This is a genomic window from Oligosphaera ethanolica (assembly GCF_030814695.1).
GTDB lineage: Bacteria > Verrucomicrobiota > Lentisphaeria > Oligosphaerales > Oligosphaeraceae > Oligosphaera > Oligosphaera ethanolica.
The window spans coordinates 5,001,836-5,016,098 of sequence record NZ_JAUSVL010000001.1 but is presented as its reverse complement, the minus strand read 5'-3'; the positions used below and the strand labels follow the sequence as shown (position 1 = coordinate 5,016,098).

At 59.8% G+C, this 14,263-nt stretch carries 10 protein-coding genes; all 10 read right to left on the bottom strand.

The window, feature by feature from the left end:
* Positions 1–51 precede the first annotated feature (51 nt).
* A complete protein-coding gene (locus tag J3R75_RS17440; RefSeq protein ID WP_307264329.1) occupies positions 52–2,457 on the bottom strand; it encodes a heparinase II/III domain-containing protein in 2,406 nt (801 codons plus the stop codon).
* Positions 2,458–2,508: 51 nt separating this feature from the next.
* On the bottom strand, positions 2,509–3,093 hold the full coding sequence (locus J3R75_RS17435; RefSeq protein WP_307264327.1) for a hypothetical protein: 585 nt from the start codon (positions 3,091–3,093) through the stop codon (positions 2,509–2,511).
* A 77-nt stretch (positions 3,094–3,170) separates the two neighbouring features.
* Positions 3,171–3,773, bottom strand: coding sequence for an NAD(P)H:quinone oxidoreductase (gene wrbA / locus J3R75_RS17430; protein WP_307264324.1), 603 nt, complete (start codon positions 3,771–3,773; stop codon positions 3,171–3,173).
* Positions 3,774–4,126: 353 nt separating this feature from the next.
* Positions 4,127–6,163, bottom strand: coding sequence for an elongation factor G (gene fusA / locus J3R75_RS17425; RefSeq protein WP_307264322.1), 2,037 nt, complete (start codon positions 6,161–6,163; stop codon positions 4,127–4,129).
* Positions 6,164–6,497: 334 nt separating this feature from the next.
* A complete protein-coding gene (locus tag J3R75_RS17420) occupies positions 6,498–8,900 on the bottom strand; it encodes a cation:proton antiporter domain-containing protein (protein ID WP_307264320.1) in 2,403 nt (800 codons plus the stop codon).
* Positions 8,901–8,935: 35 nt separating this feature from the next.
* The gene (locus tag J3R75_RS17415) at positions 8,936–9,667 is read right to left on the bottom strand and encodes a pseudouridine synthase (protein WP_307264318.1); all 732 of its coding nucleotides are present in this window, start codon (positions 9,665–9,667) and stop codon (positions 8,936–8,938) included.
* Positions 9,668–9,918: 251 nt separating this feature from the next.
* Positions 9,919–11,085, bottom strand: coding sequence for a response regulator (locus J3R75_RS17410; protein WP_307264315.1), 1,167 nt, complete (start codon positions 11,083–11,085; stop codon positions 9,919–9,921).
* Positions 11,086–11,131: 46 nt separating this feature from the next.
* A complete protein-coding gene (locus J3R75_RS17405) occupies positions 11,132–12,322 on the bottom strand; it encodes a glucuronyl esterase domain-containing protein (protein ID WP_307264314.1) in 1,191 nt (396 codons plus the stop codon).
* Between the two features lie 118 nt (positions 12,323–12,440).
* Positions 12,441–13,229 (bottom strand): RDD family protein, encoded by a 789-nt coding sequence (locus tag J3R75_RS17400; protein WP_307264311.1) that lies wholly within the window; start codon positions 13,227–13,229, stop codon positions 12,441–12,443.
* Complete coding sequence (locus tag J3R75_RS17395; RefSeq protein ID WP_307264309.1) at positions 13,226–14,239, bottom strand: stage II sporulation protein M; 1,014 nt, start codon at positions 14,237–14,239, stop codon at positions 13,226–13,228. Before J3R75_RS17395 ends, J3R75_RS17400 begins: the two co-directional genes overlap by 4 nt.
* Positions 14,240–14,263 lie beyond the last annotated feature (24 nt).

Genomic DNA, 14,263 nt, shown 5'->3' with positions numbered 1-14,263 from the left:
TGGCGTTTGTGCTAAACTAGTTTTGCTCCGGACTGAGCGGCCGGAGAGCGTCTACTTGACCAGGCCCATGCGGACCTCAATGCGCAGGGCGCCGTCGTCGGGCGCGACGCAATGCAGTTCGAGGCGCTGGCAATTGGCATTGCGCGAGTCGCCGCGGAATTCCGGTTGTGGCTGGCTGACATCGACCACGCGCCACTGGCCTTCGCCGGCGAGCCGGCTGATGCGGAATTGCTGCTTGCCGTCGCTAAGCGTTACGCTCTCGGCGTCCTGCGCGTGGATTTTCTGATCGGTAGTCATTCCCCAGCTGACGGTCACGCCGGGTTTCAAGCCGCTAAGCTCGTCAGTCACAAACACAGTGCCGTCGGCGTCCAGTCTGACCGTGCGCAGCGCGCGGGTGCAGTCGTTGGCATAGGCGGGGGTAAGGTCCATGACGGCTACGGCGGGATCGCTTTGCACGCTGACGAACGTGCTGTTGCTGGCGGCAATTTGCAGTTGTCCATCAATGGCGAGAGTATTATGACTGAAATTATTGAGGCGGAAGAGCCGCCAGCGTTCACCGTCCTGCTTGCTGTTCCAGAGGTCGACGCCCATGGCTTCCAGGCGGTGGTAGCTCTCTGCTCCCAGGTCCAGCGCCCAGCGGGTGCGGCCAGCGTCGAGGACGAAAGAGCCGATGTCCATGTGGCCATGGGAGGCTCGGGGGCTGCCGGCTTTGAGGCCGAGGTAAGTCGCCGTATCGTCATCCCAGCTGTTGCGCATGATGACAATGGGCACGGGCCCCTTGCCGTCCCAAACCAGCGGCAACTGACTGGCGCTGCTGTGCTCAGCGGCGCTTTCCGGGAAGACCCACAGAAACTCGTAAGCCCGGAACCAGCCGTTGTTCCGACTAGCATTGAGTTTTTTGCGATCGGCGCTCTTGGCTTCCATTGCCGCGCGCTCGAAACTGGCCACCAGTTCCGGCTCCTTGAAATAGCTGGCGAACCACCACACGGCGCTCTGGCTGTGACGGCGGCCGCGGCCACCATCGGCATAATTGAACATGTAGCCAGAGGGGCCCGACAGATAGTCGTTGTAGCGCCCAGTCTCGCGGAAGCCTGGCAGCTCGGCGAGTCCAAAATCTGTGCCGAGAGCCGTCGTGATCATTGCCAATGCCAGCACGTTGAAGGTCGTGCCATATTCCCAATAGCCCGGTCCTTCGGGATAATTGCCGTTGGGAGCGTAGGCACGCATGGGTATGGCCAAGTTGGTGAGCGCACTGTAGAGACGCTTTTCGGCGATGTCATTGTCCAGCTCGGCGACGGCCAGCGCACCGGCGATCATGCCAGCGTGGCAGACCTGCCCCCAGTTGTTGCTGGATTGCGTCCAACCGGCGGTCAGACTGGTGGATTTCAGGCCTTTAGTGATGATGGCGTCTGCGCAGAGCGTGCGGTCCTCAGGCGTCATGTCGTCATAGAGCCAGTCGTAACCGGTCGCCAGCGCCAGGGTCATTTCGCCGACGTCAAGGAAGTGGCTTGGGTTCCAGTCGCTGAAGGACGCCACGGCGCGCATTTCGGCCAGGCAGCGGTCACGATACAACACGTTGCCGCTGAGGCGATAACTCAAGGCCAGGGTGCTGATGCGGTACACGGCGAGCCGGGAGATGTCCAGTAAGCGTCTGCCGGTCATGATGCGCTCGCAGGGCGGGACGTCCAGCAGGCCGTCTGCCAGGAAGAGGTAGCGGTCGCGAACGCGCTGATGGATGCCCTCTTCCATCGCTAACGCCCGCAGTTCGGCAAAACGCTCGGCACTGGCGAAGAGCCGTGGATGGGGCGACACAGTCACCCGCGCTAGCCTGGCGAGAAAATCGTCGCGAGCAATCTGCTGCCGCATGGCGTCCAGTGAGGCCTGCGGCTGGGGTTCGGAGACCATGATGCTCCCGCGTGGCACGGCAGCGACCTCGTTGTCACTGAGTTCATGCAGCACGAAGTCGTCCAGATCGGCCTGGCCGACTTTGGCATTGAAAGAGTGGATGCGCACCGCGAAGGCTACGGCCTTCTTGGGCGCCCGGACGTGAACACTGAACGGCTGCCAGTCCGCCCCGGCAGTGAAGGCGTAGATGACTTCGGCGCGGTCCCGCTGGGTCGTCAGGCAGGCGCCCTGTCCGTCAAAAAACTGCAGGTAAATGCCGACGCCCGCCGAATTGCCGGTGCTGCGGGCCATGAAATCAAGCCGGTACACCTTGTCGGTTTCGACCGGAACCGGCGCGGACTGCATCTCACTGCCTGTACTCCCGCTATCGTCAACGACCCGCAGGCCGTATTTGCCGTGGCAGGCCGCCTCGGGAATGATTCGGGACATGCCAGTGTCGCGAATCTGCCACTGTTCTCCCTGGCGTTCAAAATCGCCATTTGGGATTTCGATTCTAGTTGCTGCGGATGCCAGTGTGCAAGTGGCTAGCAGGCTACAAGCAAATACTCTCATGTTTCTCCTGGGAGGTGTCGGCCGTGGCGGCAGGGGCCACGGCTCGGCAGATTACTCGTTTTCTTCGGTCACGACCATGACGTTGATGGCCGTCCCTTTATCCTCGGGGTTCAGCGACACCGTTGCCACCCGCTTGTCTTTTCTGAAGATGGCCAGGGTCTGGGCTTCGGCCTTGAAAAAAGACTCTTCCTTCCAACCTTGGGCCTTCATCTCGCGCTGATACTCAGCCGCGATGGCATCTAGAGCGTCGTCGCTTTGCAGACTGACCAGGCGGCCTTCCGGACCCGTCATGGCGCTGACAACTTTCGCGGGCTTGTACACCAGCACATCCTTGGGAAAGTCGTCCGGAACCTTGGCCTTGTCGCCCGATACAAAGGTCGACTTGCCATCGGCACTAACGATGCTGACGTCGTCTCCTGATGCCTGGACGGAGGTCTTGGCCCCGTCCTTATCAGTCACCGTGTAGCTGATTTCGTCATCGTTGACTTTGACGTCGCTGACGGCTGAGCCGTCCCCGGCGCTTTGCTCAAGGATCTTTTCCGTGATGCTCTCGGTAATTTTGTCCGACACCTTCTTGCCGCAACCAAGTGTGAATACGAGCGCAGTGATCGTCAGCAGTAGCAATGTTTTGTTCATGTGCATTCTCCCTTTCGATTGATTTCCCCACAAGATTCACTGCCATTGCCCATGGCCGGGTGTAACGCCGGCGTAGCTCAGGCAAATAGCTTTGCGGCCACTTCGGCGACGTGCCGGCCCTGATAACGGGCAATGGCCAGCTCGTTGGCGGATGGCTGCCGGCTGCCATCATGGTCGGCCAGGGTGGTGGCGCCGTAGGGCGTGCCGCCGGAGATTTCTTTCATGTTCAGAAGCTCGGCGCAGGCGTAAGGCACGCCCACGATGATCATGCCGTGGTGGATCAAAGTGTTGTGAAAAGACGTGATGGTCGTTTCCTGGCCGCCATGCTGGGAGCTGGTGGATACAAAGACGCTGCCAATCTTGCCGACAAGCTTGCCGCCCGCCCAGAGGCCGCCAGTCTGGTCAAGGAAATTGCGCATCTGTGAGCACATGTTGCCGAAACGCGTCGGCGTGCCGAAAATGATTGCGTCGTAGTCGGCCAGTTCGGCTGGCGTGGCAATTGGTGCGGCCTGGTCCAGCTTGGCGCCGGCCTTGCGGGCCACGTCCTCGGGCATGAGTTCAGGCACCCGCTTCACACAGACTTCGGCGCCCTTGACGCCGCAGGCACCCTCAGCGACAGCCTTGGCCATGGTCTCGACGTGGCCATACATGCTGTAATACACTACCAATATCTTCGCCATACTCCGCTCCTTTTCTTCCCCGTGGAAAAATTGTCTGATTCGTTTCCACCAACGCCAGCGCCAGCGTCAGCGTCAGTACCTGCTGACAGCCACCCGCAGCACCAGTGCCAATATATCACGCCTGCAACGTTCCTGCCGGCGGCAATAGACGAGAGATCGTGCCAGGCATGATCGTGGAAATAACCAGGGCGTTGTGAATGGCCGCGCCACACCGGCACATCTTAGCTAAAACGCATGACGCCCAGTGGTTATTTATACCACCGGGCGCCGTGAAATAACGCGCCGGACATGATCAGGCCGCAATGACTGTCATGCCCGCCCGGCCTGGCCGGATATTTCGGGCAGGCCTGGACTTATTCGTCTTCTTCCGCCTGGAGACGTGCGGCCTCGGCCTGGATTTGCGCCATGAGCTGACTGGGCACGGGGTCGTAGCGGTCGAATTTCATTTCAAAGCTGCCGCGGCCCTGGGTCATCGAGCGCAGCTGGGTCGGATAGCTGTACACCTCAGCCAGGGGCAGTTCGGCGTTGAGCACCTGCATGCCGTCCTCGCGGTCCATGCCGAGGATGCGACCGCGGCGGGAATTGAGATCGCCGCTGATGGCGCCCATGTATTCATCCGGAAACACGATCTTGAGACTCAGGATCGGCTCAAGCAGCATCGGCTTGGCTTTGGCCATGGCTTCACGGAAAGCGCCGCGGGTGGCGATTTTGAACGCCATTTCGGACGAGTCGACATCGTGGTACTTGCCGTCAAAGACCGTCGCTTTGAAATTAATGACTTTGGAACGGGAAAGCGGCCCGACCAAGCGAGTTTCGACCACGCCCTTTTCGACTGCGGGAATGTAGTTTTTCGGGATATTGCCGCCGACGACTTCGTTGGCAAAGAGGAAGTCATCGCCGCCCTCTTCCGGCTGGTACGGTTCAATGCGCAAGTGCACTTCTGCGAACTGGCCATGTCCCCCGGACTGTTTCTTATGGCGGAACTGCGCGGTGCCGACGCTGGTGACCGTTTCGCGGTAGGGGATGCGGGGCGTTTCCAGGTTGACGCCAACTTTGGATTCGGACTTCAGTCGGGCAACCATCAGATTGATGTGCTGATCGCCCATGCCGCTGATCACGGTCTGGTGTGTTTCGGGATTGCGTTCAACCTTAAAAGTCGGGTCTTCCGCCGCGAAACGCTGCAGGCCCGTGCCCAGCTTGTCGTCCTCGCCCTTGGCAGTGGCGGATACCGCATAGGACGTGGTCGGCTGTGGGTATTTCACCGCCGCCAGCCGGCAATCCACATGTTTGCTGCCGAGGATGTCATTGAGACCCGTGTTTTTCAGCTTGGCGATGGCGACTATTTCGCCGGGGCCGGCTTCTTCAACAACGGTCTGTTCCTTGCCTTGGACCAGCAGGAGATTGGCCACGCGTTCTTTGCCGTTCTTGCTACTGTTCACCAGTTCGGAGTCCGACTTGAAAGTTCCGCTGAGGACGCGGATGTAATTCATCTGGCCGATGAAGGAGTCATTAACGGATTTGAAGACGTAGCCCACGGCGTCCTTGCTGCTGCGGTCAATCTCGCCTTCAGCCATTGGCAGCGGTACGGCGTCAAAAGGCGACGGGCCGTAGCTCATGACGGCATCCAGCAACTCGGCAACGCCGACGTCCTTGCCGGCGCTGCCGGCGAAAATCGGGATGAGTGAGCCGGCTAGCACGGCCTTGCGGAAACCACTGGCCATCTCTTCCGGAGACAGTTCGCCGTTTTCGAAGTACTTGTTCATCAAGTCTTCGTCGCTTTCAGCAACGGCGTCAACCAAGGCCTGCTTGTATTCGGCGACTTGGTCGGCCAGCTCGGCGGGAATCTTGTCGGCCAGAACAGACACCACAGCGCTCAAGGCCGCTTTGTCGCCGACGGGCACCGTGCAAGGAATGCAGCTGGTGGCGCCATAGGCGTGCCGGACCGCGTCAAGAACCCCCTCGTAATTGGCCTGGTCACGATCACAACCATTGATGAAAATCATCCGCGGCAACTTGCGTTCCACAGCCTGTTTCCAAGCACGAATGGTACCCGGGCCGATGCCCAGCAGCGCGTCAACCACCAATATCATCATGTCTGCCATGTGCACCGCGTTCATGGCTTCGCCGCAGAAATCCGAGTTGCCGGGCGTGTCGGTGATAAACAAATGCCCATCCTGCCAGGGACTGTGGAGAATAGCGCTGAAAATACTGCTCTTCTTGTCCTGCTCTTCCTGGCGAAAATCCGACACACTGGTGCCATGGTCAACACTGCCGCGACGGCCGACGACGCCGCCCTTGAACAAGATCAGGTCCGCCAAGCTCGTCTTGCCCGCTCCGGCGTGACCTGCCAATACCACATTGCGAATTTTTTCCGGTGCACAATTTTTCACAGGTTATTCTCCATTGGGTTGCTTTCGAATTGACGGTGAAAAAGGCGAAAAAACTGAGCTAGGTACTTTAGTGTGCATCCATCAATTGTAAACTGGTGAAAAAATAAAAAACCATCCGTAAGCCACTGTCAGCAGCTGATATACAGAACAAAACGGGTAAATCTGGTTCAATTGACGACAAAACAAGACAATCTTTTTGGCGACCAGATGATTAGTGGCTGCGCCTCATTCCGCCGGGCATGCTTTGCGGAAGACGCGTCATGTCGTTGACCAGTCCCATGTCCCGCGATGGCAAGGCGGCGCGGCGCCTGTTCCGGGCTCGTGCCCTGCTGTCTCAGATGAGCTCGAATTCCGCTTCTTGCGTATGGAAAAAGGCCTTGGTTGACTCAATCTGTTCGGTAGAGCCGAGGACGAAGAGGCGGTCTTCGGCGCACACCAGATCGTCGGGTCCGGGTGGACCGGGCAGTGCCTGGCCCTGGCGTTCAATGCGTACGACAGTCACGCCGGTGTGATTGCGCAGCCGCAAATCGGCCAGTTTTTTTTGCGCGTAGGGCGAATCCCGCGGAATGGTTATGGTCTCCACATGGAGATCAATGATCTGTGAGAGAACGGGCATGGTATGCACCGCAAGCTCGGTCTGAAGGAGCAAATCTTGGGTGTTCTGGAATTGTTTTTCCGTGCCGCGGACGGTCAGGACATCGCCTGCCAGGAGCACAGTGTCAGGGCCTGGGTAATCGACGCTTTCCTGATTTTCTCTGACAATGCGGGTGATGGTTGCCCCGGTGCGATGGCGCAGATGCAACTGCGCCAGGGTCAGGCCAATGGCTGCGGACTGTTTCGGCAGCTGCAAGGAGCGGCTTGGTGCCTCAACCGGAGCGGCGGCAGTATCAGCAACAGTTTCCTCACCCTCGAGAACGGCTTTGAGAGCGGTTTGTCCTTCCAAAGCCAGGCGCTTTACCTTCGTCCAGGCGATCAGACAGGCAACGATGTAAAATATGATCATAACCAGCCAGCCTATGGGCGCCAATCCCAGTACGGTCACGCTCAGCACGCCCAGTTCCCAAGCCACGACAGCCGCACAGAAAATCATCACCCCGCCTCGGGTAAAGCGCCGCAGAGGGCCGGCCCAGCGTTCATCAAGAAGGGCCGGCACTGTCGCCGCCGCCAGGTCGTCGGCGGCTTTGCGGCCATGCAGAAAGGCGCTGACCGCGATGGGAAAACAGAAAAAGCACGCCGCCAACCACAGCAGGTGATTCTTCAGCTCGCCGCGGACAAAGTCCGGGAAGATGGCCCACCAGGCGTCCTGTTCTTTGAAAAAGGCCGCGACCCAGAAGATGACCGCGATGAGCATGATATCAATGAGCAGGAACAGGCCGTGCCTGGCGAGGACGCCGCGTTCTCGGCTGTCCGCGACTTGATGCCTGGCCCGATTCACCCAGGAGTGGTAATTGTCTAGGACCTTCTGCCAGCTCGGCGGCAGCGACCGCTGGAAGAGCTCGCTGGCGGCCATGGTTTTTCGCAGCAGGAAGGGATTGAGCAAGGTGGTGACGACAGAAACGCCGACGGCGAGCTGATAGAGCTGTTGGTACGGCTCGGCACCGGCGGCAAGATCAATGGCCAGCAGGGCCACGAGGTAGGAAAAATCACCAAGTTGCGCCAGGCCCACGCCAATGAGTAGGGATTCACGAAAGGTCTGGCCGCTGATCAACGCCCCCATAAAGCAGTTGAGGGTCTTGCAGACCAGCACCAACAACGTCAGCAGGAGAATTTGCCAGGCGTTGTCCCACATCTGTTCAAGATTGACCATCAACCCGACGGTGACAAAAAACACCGCGCTGAACATGCTGCGCAACGCGCCGCTGTGCTCATGCACGCGTTTGCGCACCTTTGATTCGGAGACCACCGCGCCGACCAGGAAGGCCCCCAGCGCCAGACTGAAATTGAGCTTCTCGGCCACAAAGGCGATGCCAAAACAAATTCCCAGCACGATCAGCTGCAGCGTCTCGTTGTCCTTGAGACGGCTCAGGCGGTCCAGAAAACGCGGCAGCAGGAGGAGACCAAAAACCATCACCCCCACCAGAAAAAGACTGAGGTAGCCAAGCTGACGAACCAGCTCCGCAGCCTGGAATTGGCCAGTCAGGAAAAGACCGGTGAGAATGGCCATCACCCCGATGGTCAAGACGTCTTCGGTGAGAGTGGTGCCAAAAATGATGGCGGCGAATTTGGATCGTGAGCAGCCCATCTCTTCCAGGCTTTTGGCCAGCAGCGTCGTCGACGAGTCACAAATCATGACGCCCAACACCAGACTGGGCAGCCACGACCAGCCGAAGATGTGCCGTCCCAACGCGTAGCCCAGGAGGATCATCATGGTCATGTCAAAGACCGCCGTGGGAAAGACGGTCGTGCCGATTTTGCGCAGGCGCCGGATATTGAGCTCCAGGCCAAGAGTGAACATCAGAAAAATGATGCCCAGGCTGGCCAGCACGTTGATGCTGGCTTCGTTGCTGATCATGAAATGTTTGAATGGCGGCAGGCCCATCAGCACGCCGGCACTGATGTAGCCAATGACTTTCGGCCAGCCGACATAATGGAAGAAGGCCGCCACCAGACCGGCCGCCAGCATGACCGCCGCCAGGTCCTGAACCAGACCAACCTTGGTCAGTTCCGCCGCAGTGGCCGCCGCAGCGGCGGAGACCGGCGTGAGAGTATCCGAATTCACAGCCATAATACTAAACATGTCGTGGTCATCCTATCGAGTCAGTCACAATGATGTCAGGTGGCACTGCCGGAAGGCTTCCTGGCAATGGTCCGGAGCGCGTTCATTTCCGCGGCGCTGAGCTCACGCCACTGACCAGGCGGCAACGTCCCGAGTTCCAGCGTGGCGAAGCCAGTGCGAATGAGGCGAACGACGTCCAGACCGGCCTGGCGACAGAGCCGGCGCACTTCGCGTTTTTTGCCCTCCGTGAGGACAATGACCAGCGTCACCTGCGTGGATGTCTGCTGTTTGACGCTCACCGCTCGCGCTTGGAGGAACTCACCCTCGTCAACACAGCCGTCGAGGAAGAGCTTGATCATGTCCGGGTGAAATGCGCCGGTGCATTCAGCGATGTAGCGTTTTGTCACTTCATGGGATGGGTGGGTGAGGCGATGGGCGAGGTCGCCGTCGTTGGTGAGGATCAGCAGGCCTTCGCTGTCACGGTCGAGTCGGCCGACACTGTAGATGCGGCCGAAACGTTCCGGGATGAGTTCATAGACCAGGCGTTCGGCGTGATCGTCCTGCGCCGAGCAGGTGTATCCCGCTGGCTTATGGAGTGCCAAGCAGACCTTCTTTTGCATCTGCACGGGACGACCTTCAAAGCGCACGGCATCGCGGTCGGGGTCGACCACACAAGCCGGTGTCAAAACTGGCTTGCCATTGACCGTCACACGACCCTCGGCGATGAGTTCTTCGCAACGGCGGCGCGAGGCAATCCCGGCGTTGGCCAAGACTTTCGCCAGACGCATGCCACCACCCGCAGACGGCACTGGCGTGACAACAGGAACGGACGGCGCCGCCGGCCTTGGTGGCGCGGCGGGCCTAGGCGGGGCGGCGGGCCTAGGCGGGGCGGCGGGCCTTGGTGGCGCGGTGGGCCTTGGCGGCGCGGCGGGCTTCGGCGGCGCGGCAGGCCTTGGCGGGGCGGGCTTGCGATGTGTTGTTTTTGCTTCCGAAGAATCGGGTGTTCGGCCAGTAGGTGGGGTGTTATTGTGCTTTCTGCTCATGACTTGCCCGTATCGTCCAGGATGCCGCGGATTTTGCTGGCCAGGTCAGCCATGCGGTACGGTTTGCGGAGAAAGCCCAGCGCGCCGGCGTTGAGCACGTCCTGGGCATCTTCCTCGGACACATAACCGCTGGACAACAGCACCTTGACCTCGGGGTCTATTTTCTTCAGTAGGAAGAACGCTTCCCGGGCGTTCATTTCGGGCATGATCATATCCAGCAGAATCAGGTCGATTTCTCCGGGGTTGTTCTGGTAAATTTCGACTGCCTCGCGGCCATTTTCAGCCAGAATGATTTTGTAGCCGAGAGTGTCGAGCATATCGCTGATGACGTCCCAGATCATCTCCTCGTCATCCACCAGCAGGATGGTCTCGCCGTGTCCGCAGCTTTTGATGCCACCTATTTCGCCTTCGCCATTTTCGATTTCTGGGAAGAGGAACATGACGCCATGATCGGGGCCGTTCTGATTCACCAGCAGGTTGCCGCCATGGAGGTGCATCACGCCCAGCCAATACATGAAACGCAAGAGCGGCAGGCTTGAATCGCTCTGCTGACCGAGAATTTCGGCTGCTGACTGGTAGTCGCCAAGACTGATGTCGCTTTCGTCGCCCGGGACAATGCTGACGATGGAAAAGACGCCGCCCTGTCCTTCCAGGCGGATCATGCCCAGTTCCTTCTCGGTCAGGGACAGTTCCATGCCACCGACACTCAGGCCGCCGCAGGATGCGTTGCGCTGACAGAGCCAATGAATGACCTCGTAAAAAACTTGCTGCAGCTGAAAGGCGTCGCCGGACAAGTACAGCGCTTCGCTTTTGCGCAGCTTGATGGCGCAACTCTCGGCCATGATTTTGCTGAAGCGGCTGACTACGCCTTCCAACAGCGGATTCAGAGCCAGGCGATCGTAGCCCATGCGCGTAGGCAGGGTTTGGGCCAGTCGCCGGGAATTATCCCTAAGCTGGGTGATGATGCCGCTGGCTTTTTGCAGGTGGGCTTCAGCCTGGGCATTGGCGAAAACGTCATCAACCAGCAGGTCATGGTAGGCCTGCAGGCGGTTGGCGCTGCGGTTCATTACCAACGAATAACCGGTCACTATGCCCAGCAGCTCCTGGAATTTTTCCGTATCACTAAGAGTTGCGTCTAAAAAATCAAATAGATTATCTGACATGCTTACCTCGAATCGTGTTTTTCCGTCGGACACTGCGCTGCAGGCGTCACGATGGCTTGAGTTTCAGTTCCCGGTCAGCCATATCCATGTGGCAATCCCAGTCATAGAGGCTATAGGTATGGCTGCCCTCGCGGACATGATAGGCCACGCCATCGCCCAACAGCGGCGTATTGAGGTCTGGCATGGCGCCGTCGTTGCCAAGGCCCTTGCGCGCAAAGAGCGCGTAGGCCGGTGTGGCGGCTTGCGCAGCCAGGAATTCGCCGCGGGGGTCCGCCCACAGATCCTGGTCGGCACTGGATATGTACACCGCTCGCGGCGCCATCAAGGCGACGAGCAGGTGCTGATCAAGCGGCAGGGCCTCCTCGCGCCCGTTGTAGTCATGGAAACGGCTACAGAACCAATGCGGCATCGCCTTATTGATGATAGACAGCGTTTCGCCGTAGCAACGCCGACTCAGGGCGGCGCCACCACAACCAGACTCATTGGACACGGCCATGGCGAAGCGGGTGTCCTCAGCACCGGCCCAAAGGGCCGTCTTGCCGCCGCGGGAATGGCCAGTGACCACGCAACGCGTGTCGTCAACATCCGGATCGGTAACCCAGTAGTCCATCACTCGCGCGGCGCCCCAGGCCCAGGCAGCAAGCGTGCCCCAGGACGACGGCGTGCGCGCCTCGGGGCGCTCCAACAGGCCGTGAATGCCGTTGACAAAGCCGTCATGCTTGTCAGGGTCGATATCGCCGTTGAAGAATGCCGCCGCGACATAGCCGCGTTCGACAATGCGCTCGGCTGGCCAGAAGTCGCTTTTGATCTTCCGCGTGTAGTCGATGTTTTCGACCCCGCGATTGCAGATGAGCAGGAATGCCGGTGCCGGTGCGGTGCGCTGATTCGGCACGAACATGACCAGACGCAAAACTGGCGCGTCGGCCTGTTCGGAAAAATGGATATTGATGCGTTTGAGAGTCGCCGCGCCATTCATGGCTTTGGGATCAATCTCGACGGTTTCAAAGCGCATGCCCGCCGGCGCCGCCGGTGAACGGCCGTACACGTGCTCCCGGAAAAGTTCAAGGATTTCCTGGCGCCGCGCCGGCCAGTCGGCAGCACTGTGGACAGCCCGGCCGTCCGCGCAGCTCAGGATGTCCGGCAACACATAATTGGGCACCCGTTCCTCGCGGTAATTGACCCCGGGTTGCTTGCTGCTGAGGGTTTCGACCAGTTCCTTATTTGCTTGCCAGCCCATAGTGAGTCCTCGTTGGTTGTGAAAACGCCGTCCTGCCAAAGCCAGCGGGCCACGCTTGTGTTGCGCAAGGCCGGAGCACTGTATTGAAGAATGTAACAAGGCAGAATATAACCCGGTTTTAGCGCCCTGCCCCGCCACTGCTGCTGCTTGCGGCCAGGTGGCGTTCGGCGACCGCCAGGGCAACGGCATTACGGACAATTTGTTCGGCTGGCAGCGTCGCCAACAGCTCGTCCGGGAAGGGCGCGATGTCTTGTAGCGCCGCCGACAAGGCGCTGAAAACCCGCACTTGCGCCTCGGCGCTGAGTTCGTCCCGGCGCAGCAGCGACTGATAGCACAGCACGAGCAGTTCCGCCGGCAGGCGCTGACGCAGGCGCAACGCCAGCTGGGGGTAATCTCGTAAGGCGTTGCGATGGACTTGGATGGCACTACTGTTGCTCGGTTGCCAGGTCGTCTGTTGGCTGACAACCAGCGTCCGCGCCGCCAGATCGCCTAGGCGCCGGCCGTGGGAATCCACGCCGGCGCAAATCATCCCGACCAGATAAGCTCCGGGCAAAAAATCCACGGCGCGGAAGAGATTGCGCACCAGCACCTGCGACAAGGCCAGCTGCCCACCATCGACATCACAGACGTATATGCCCATCAGCCATTTACCCACGGTCTGGCCCCGCCACAGCCACTCGCAAGCCACATGATAAACCAAAGGCAGCACAAAGCCCAGGACAATACGCAAGGCCAGGCCGACATAGGCAAAAACCGCCAACAGCATGGCGAGCTGGCTCAGGAGCAGCGCCAGCAGAAAAAAATCCACCACGAGAGCCAGAAAACGCCGGTAGAGCCCCGCCGGATAGAGCCGGAACAGCAGCCCCTCTGGACTGCGGATGGCCACGGCCTGTGCTTCATTGATCATGGCTCGTCAGCTCCTGCGGTATTGTTGAGCGACGCCACTGGCGTGCTGCGCTGCCACAAAAAAACCATCAGAAACAGCAGCTGGGCCAGGCCAAAAAGGCTTTTGACCACATAGGGCAAGGCCGGCTCGTGATGCTGCGAGAAGAACGCCTCGACCAGCCCCGCCCAGATCAGCAACACCGCGCAGCCGCCGGCGATGTGAAGGAAGTCCGGCAACGCCGCGCGCAATCGCCGGTGGCGCCGACTGTCGCGCCCGAGCAATGCCGCGCCGAGGACGAAACCGGCCTGGCCGGCCAGCAGGACGCAAGGTATTTCGATCGAGCCGTGTGGCAGCAACCATCCGGCCAGAAAGGCCCCTTCGCCAGCAGCCAGGTAGTCTGCACAGACGGCACCGAGCAGCACGCCGTTGCTCAGCAGCATGATGGCCGTGCCGAGCCCAAATGTCACCCCCAGCGCGGCCGACAAGATGCACACACGGGTGTTATGAGTCATCAACTGGGAAGCGAAAATGCCCTCTTGAGGCAGTGTCAGTGGTCGTTCCCGGCGCTCTTCCTGCTGGACTCGTTCGGATGGATCCATGCGCAGATGCCCGAAGGGAATCAGCACGGGCTTGCTCGCCGGTAGGAGCAGCAGCAAACCACCGCCAAGGACTGCGCCCAAGCCAAAAAACAGCAGCGCCAGCGCCAGCGCGCGAAAATGCTGGCGCACTGCGCCTGGGAAGTGTCGCGAGAACCAGCGCCAGGGTGCGAAGGCTGGCCGGGACCGCAGCTGATATATCGCCAGATACGAATGTGAGATGAGCCCTTCCAGGTAGCGGGTCAGTTCCGGTACCGCCGCGAAGGTCCGCAGGCGAGACAAATCTGCCGACGCCTGCACGTAGAGAGCATAAAGACATTCGGCTTCAGCCACGCTCAAATGCTCGCCGGGCCGGCTGCGCCGCTCCAAAAGCTCGCTGAGTTCATCCCATTGCGGCCGGCACCGGGCGATATACTTATCAACGTCAATGATCATGCTGCTCCCGCAATTATCTCCGTT

What these genes read in the sequence shown, in the direction of transcription:
- J3R75_RS17405 (WP_307264314.1), bottom strand. Translation starts at nt 12,322, where the DNA reads ATGGGCTGGCAAGCAAATAAGGAACTGGTCGAAACCCTCAGCAGCAAG.
- J3R75_RS17420 (WP_307264320.1), bottom strand. Translation starts at nt 8,900, where the DNA reads ATGTTTAGTATTATGGCTGTGAATTCGGATACTCTCACGCCGGTCTCC.
- J3R75_RS17395 (WP_307264309.1), bottom strand. Translation starts at nt 14,239, where the DNA reads ATGATCATTGACGTTGATAAGTATATCGCCCGGTGCCGGCCGCAATGG.
- J3R75_RS17400 (WP_307264311.1), bottom strand. Translation starts at nt 13,229, where the DNA reads ATGATCAATGAAGCACAGGCCGTGGCCATCCGCAGTCCAGAGGGGCTG.
- J3R75_RS17415 (WP_307264318.1), bottom strand. Translation starts at nt 9,667, where the DNA reads ATGCGTCTGGCGAAAGTCTTGGCCAACGCCGGGATTGCCTCGCGCCGC.
- wrbA (WP_307264324.1), bottom strand. Translation starts at nt 3,773, where the DNA reads ATGGCGAAGATATTGGTAGTGTATTACAGCATGTATGGCCACGTCGAG.
- J3R75_RS17440 (WP_307264329.1), bottom strand. Translation starts at nt 2,457, where the DNA reads ATGAGAGTATTTGCTTGTAGCCTGCTAGCCACTTGCACACTGGCATCC.
- J3R75_RS17410 (WP_307264315.1), bottom strand. Translation starts at nt 11,085, where the DNA reads ATGTCAGATAATCTATTTGATTTTTTAGACGCAACTCTTAGTGATACG.
- J3R75_RS17435 (WP_307264327.1), bottom strand. Translation starts at nt 3,093, where the DNA reads ATGAACAAAACATTGCTACTGCTGACGATCACTGCGCTCGTATTCACA.